At 71.0% G+C, this 4,955-nt stretch carries 3 protein-coding genes; 2 read left to right on the top strand and 1 reads right to left on the bottom strand.

Annotated features, from left to right (window positions below; translation table 11 throughout):
* Positions 1-19 precede the first annotated feature (19 nt).
* A complete protein-coding gene (locus tag K2X24_RS01015; protein ID WP_292493843.1) occupies positions 20-1,072 on the top strand; it encodes an aliphatic amidase in 1,053 nt (350 codons plus the stop codon).
* 178 nt (positions 1,073-1,250) lie between these two features.
* Positions 1,251-4,172, top strand: coding sequence for a PAS domain S-box protein (locus K2X24_RS01010; RefSeq protein ID WP_366934420.1), 2,922 nt, complete (start codon positions 1,251-1,253; stop codon positions 4,170-4,172).
* 72 nt (positions 4,173-4,244) lie between these two features.
* Here the strand turns inward: K2X24_RS01010 and K2X24_RS01005 are convergent.
* Positions 4,245-4,955: LysR family transcriptional regulator (locus K2X24_RS01005; RefSeq protein WP_292493839.1), on the bottom strand; the 711-nt coding region annotated here is incomplete at its 5' end.

Raw genomic sequence — 4,955 nt, 5'->3', positions numbered from 1 at the left:
AATCCGGAGAACCCACGCCATGATGCACGGTGACATTTCGTCGAGCCAGGACAGCGTCGGCGTCGCCGTCGTGAACTACAAGATGCCCCGCCTGCACACCCGGGCGGAGGTGCTGGAGAACGCGGGCAAGATCGCCGACATGGTTGTGGGCATGAAGTCCGGCCTGCCCGGCATGGACCTCGTCATCTTCCCCGAATACTCGACCCACGGGATCATGTACGACGCGGCCGAGATGTACGAGACCGCCACCACGATCCCGGGGCCTGAGACAGACATCTTCGCCGCCGCCTGCCGCAAGGCCCGGGTCTGGGGCGTGTTCTCGCTCACCGGCGAGCGCCACGAGGAGCATCCGAACAAGGCGCCCTACAACACCCTCATCCTGATGAACGACCAGGGCGAGATCGTGCAGAAGTACCGCAAGATCATGCCTTGGACCCCGATCGAGGGCTGGTACCCCGGTGACCGCACCTACGTCTCCGACGGCCCCAAGGGCCTGAAGATCAGCCTCATCATCTGCGACGACGGCAACTACCCCGAGATCTGGCGCGACTGCGCCATGCGGGGCGCCGAACTGATCATCCGCTGCCAGGGCTACATGTATCCGGCCAAGGAGCAGCAGATCCTGATGTCGAAGGCGATGGCGTTTGCCAACAACACTTACGTGGCGGTGGCCAACGCCGCCGGCTTCGACGGGGTCTACAGCTATTTCGGCCATTCGGCGGTGATCGGCTTCGACGGGCGCACGCTGGGCGAGTGCGGCGAGGAGGAAATGGGCATCCAGTACGCCGCCCTGTCGAAGTTCCTGATCCGCGATGCGCGCGCCCACGGGCAGTCGGAGAACCACCTCTTCAAGCTGCTCCACCGCGGCTACACTGGCATGATCGCCTCGAAGGAGAACCGGCACGGCCTGTCGGAATGCCCCTACGACTTCTACCGCCGCTGGATCGAGGACCCCGACGCCACCCGCGACGCCGTGCGGGCCATCACCCGACAGAGCGTCGGTACCGAGGAATGCCCGATCGAGGGCATCCCCTTCGTCGGCAAGGGCGAGGGGCCGCCCGATCCGAGGTGACTGCGCGTCGGCCCTGCTAACGTGTCGAAGGCCGGTCCCGCGAAGGCGGGGCCGGCCTTCGCCGTTGCGGCGCGCCCTCCCCGCCATCCTTCGTTTGACCCGGGCAGGCGGCATCTCTACCGCCCATGGCGAGACCCGCGGCCCCGGATCGGACTCCGGAAAGGATGGACGTCACGGCATGAGCCAACCCGAGACCGACGCGCTCCTGCGCCGCGCCGAGGATCTGGAGCGGGAGGCCGCGCGTCTGCGGGCCGAGGCCCGCCGGACCGGCGGCGAGCGCGAGGGCGGGCCACGAACTGAGTCCGCGCCGCACCGGCAGGCGATCCTCGACGGCACGACGCGCTTTGCCATCGTGGGGACCGATCGCGACGGGGCGGTGACCGACTGGAATGCCGGTGCGACGCGCATCTTCGGCTGGTCCGCGGCGGCGATCCGGGGGCGGAGCATCGCGGCTTTGTTCACTCCCGAGGACCGCGCGATCGACCGGCCCGCCACCGAGATGCGCCTGGCCCTGGCGCAGGGCCGCGCCGAGGACGAGCGCTGGCACCTGCGCGCGGACGGCTCCCGGTTCTGGGCCTCGGGCGAGATGATGCCCCTGCGGGACGGCGAGGGCGGCCATATCGGCTACGTCAAGGTCCTGAGCGACCGCACCGAGGAGCACCGGGCCGGGGATGCCCTGCGGGAGGCGGAGATGCGCCTGCGCCGGGCGCAGGAGGCCGGCGGCATCGGGGTGTTCTCGGTGGGCATCGACGACGGCGTCCTCCATCCGACGCCGGAGTTCTGCCGCCTCTACGGTCTGCCCGAGGCCGCCGCCTACCCGGCCACGGCCTTCGAGGGGCTGGTCGTCGCCGAGGATGCGCACCTCGTCTCCACCGCGGAGAGCCGGCGGCGGGGCGAGCCGCCGCGGGACGTCGAGTACCGCATCCGCCGCCCCGACACCGGCGCGCTTCGCTGGATCGCCCGCCGGGGCGAGATCGAGCGCGCCGCCGACGGGCGTCCGGTCCGGTTCTCGGGCGTCGCCCGCGACGTCACCGAGCAGCGCTCGGCGCGCGACGCCCTGGCCACCAGCGAGTCGCGCTACCGCGCGCTGTTCGAGGCCGTCGACGACGGGTTCTGCATCATCGAGTTCTTCGACGGGCCTCACGGCCCCTTGAGCGACTACGTCCACGTGGAGTCGAACGCCGGCTACGAGCGCCACACCGGCATCCCGGGCATCGTCGGCCGCACCCTGCGCGACCTCGCGCCGGCGGAGGCCGAGGGCTGGCTCGAACTCTACGGCGGCGTCCTGCGCACGGGCACCTCGATCCGCTTCGAGCGGGCCTTCCCGCTGGCCGGGCGGTACATCGAGGTCTCCGCCGCCCGGATCGAGCCGGCGAGCCGGCGCCAGGTCTCCGTGCTGTTCCGGGACGTCTCGGATCGCCGCCGGGCGGAGGATGCCCTGCGCGCCAGCGAGGCCCTGGCCCGGGAGAACATCGAGCGCGTGCAACTCGCCCTGGCGGCCGGAGCCATCATCGGCACCTGGATCTGGGACCTGCCGAAAGACCGCTTCAGCGTCGACGAGGCCTTCGCCCGCAGCTTCGGCCTCGATCCGGCGGCGGGCCGCGAGGGCCTGAGCCTCGCCCAGGTGGTGGAGACCGTGCATCCGGACGACCGCGCCGGCCTCGCTTCGGCGATCGAGGCCGCGATCGCCCGGGGGGGCGCCTACGCGCATCAGTACCGGACCCGTCGCGCCGACGGTCGTTACTACTGGCTGGAGGCCAACGGCCGGGTCGAGCACGGCCCGGACGGCACGCCCCTGCGCTTCCCCGGCGTGCTCATCGACATCGAGGAGCGCCGCGCCGGCGAGGCCGAGCGCGCGCGCGTCACCGAGCAGTTGCGCAGCCTCAACGAGACCCTGGAGCAGCGCGTCGCCGAGCGCACGGCCGAGCTGATGCGGGCCGAGGAGGCCCTGCGCCAGTCGCAGAAGATGGAGGCCGTCGGGCAACTGACCGGCGGCCTCGCCCACGACTTCAACAACATGCTGGCGGGCATCGTCGGGTCCCTCGAACTGATGCAGACCCGCATGCTCCAGGGCCGGGTCGGCGACCTGGAGCGCTACATCGGCGCCGCGCAGGGGGCGGCGCGCCGGGCCGCCGCCCTGACGCACCGCCTGCTGGCCTTCTCGCGCCGCCAGACCCTGGCGCCGAAGCCCACCGACGTGAACCGCCTCGTCGAGGGGATGGAGGAACTGGTGCGCCGCACGGTCGGCCCGGCGGTGTCGGTGGAGGTGGTGGGCGCCGCCGGCCTGTGGCCGACCCTGGTCGACCCGAGCCAGCTCGAGAACGCCCTTCTCAACCTCTGCATCAACGCCCGCGACGCCATGCCGGAGGGCGGGCGCATCGTGGTCGAGACCGGCAACCGCTGGCTCGACCCGCGCGGTGCCCGCGAGCGCGACCTCGAGCCCGGCCAGTACGTCTCCCTCTGCGTCTCGGACAACGGAACCGGGATGACGCCGGACATCGCCGCCAAGGCCTTCGATCCGTTCTTCACCACGAAGCCGCTGGGCGAGGGCACCGGCCTCGGCCTGTCGATGATCTACGGGTTCGCCAAGCAATCGGGCGGGCAGGTGCGGATCTATTCCGAGCCCGGCGAGGGCACGATGGTGTGCATCTACCTGCCGCGCCACCTCGGCGAGGCGGAGGGGGCGGAGCCGGTGCCGGACCTGTCGGAGGCGGCCCGGGCCAAGCTCGGCGAGACCGTGCTGGTGGTGGACGACGAGCCCACGGTGCGGATGCTCGTCACCGAGGTGCTGGAGGATCTCGGTTACGCCGCCATCGAGGCGGCCGACGGGGCCTCGGGCCTCAAGGTGCTGCAATCGGACGTGCGCATCGACCTCCTCGTCACCGATGTCGGCCTGCCCGGCGGCATGAACGGCCGGCAGATGGCGGAGGCGGCCCTGGTCTCGCGGCCCGGCCTGAAGGTGCTGTTCATCACCGGCTACGCCGAGAACGCCGCCCTCAACCACGGCCACCTCGCACCCGGCATGCAGGTGCTGGTCAAGCCCTTCGCGCTCGAAGCCCTCGCAACCCGGATCCGTGGCCTGATCGAGAGCGCCGACTGATACGTCATCCGCTTCATCAAAGTGGATGACGTATCGGCAAGCCCGCGCGGCGCTCGGGCGAAGCGTGTCCCCTCAGCGCGGCCGATCCTCGCCCGGGAGGTTGCCGATGCGCTCCGCCGCGAAGCGCTCGCGGAGCCAGGCCGCGGCGGGCCCGCAGGGCCGCTGCTTGTGCCAGACCAGTTCGAGGGCGATGGGCCAGTCGCCCTGATCGAACTGAAGATCCGGCGTGACGAGATAGGGCGCCGTGAGGGACGCGGCGATCACGTGATCGGTGACGAAAGCCCAGCCGATCCCGTGCTTCACCATCTCCAGGATGACCCAGTGGCTCTCGACCCACCACACCTCGGCGGCCACCCGCAGACGCCGCTTCTCCGGCCCGTCGCCGCGCGCCGCCACGAGGATCTGGCGGTGGCGCTTCAGCTCCTCCCACGCCACGCGGGCCTTCGCCAGCGGGTGGTCGCGCGCGCAAACGAGCTTGAGCGGAACCCAGCCGATGGTCTGGAAACCGAGTTCGGTCGGTAGGACCTCCTGGCGCCACATCACGCCGAGATGGGCGGCTCCGGACTGCACCATGCGGCTGACGTCCTCCATCAACGGAAACAGCAGTTCCAGCTCGACGGAGGGGAAGGCCTTCGCGAAGTCGGCGAAGAGGGCGCCGAGGGCATGCTCGGGATAGAGTTCGTCGATCGCCACCACGAGCCGGTTCTCGATTCCCCGCTGGAGGCTGCTCGCCACGCCGATCAGGTGCTCCCGCCGGTCGAGCACGACACGCGCCTCCAGCAA

This window comes from Methylobacterium sp. (assembly GCF_019750675.1).
GTDB lineage: Bacteria > Pseudomonadota > Alphaproteobacteria > Rhizobiales > Beijerinckiaceae > Methylobacterium.
This window is presented reverse-complemented; position numbering and strand designations above follow the sequence as displayed.

Bases quoted from the DNA above. Each gene is read 5' to 3' on its own strand.
- K2X24_RS01010 (WP_366934420.1), top strand. From the start codon at position 1,251: ATGAGCCAACCCGAGACCGACGCGCTCCTGCGCCGCGCCGAGGATCTG.
- K2X24_RS01015 (WP_292493843.1), top strand. From the start codon at position 20: ATGATGCACGGTGACATTTCGTCGAGCCAGGACAGCGTCGGCGTCGCC.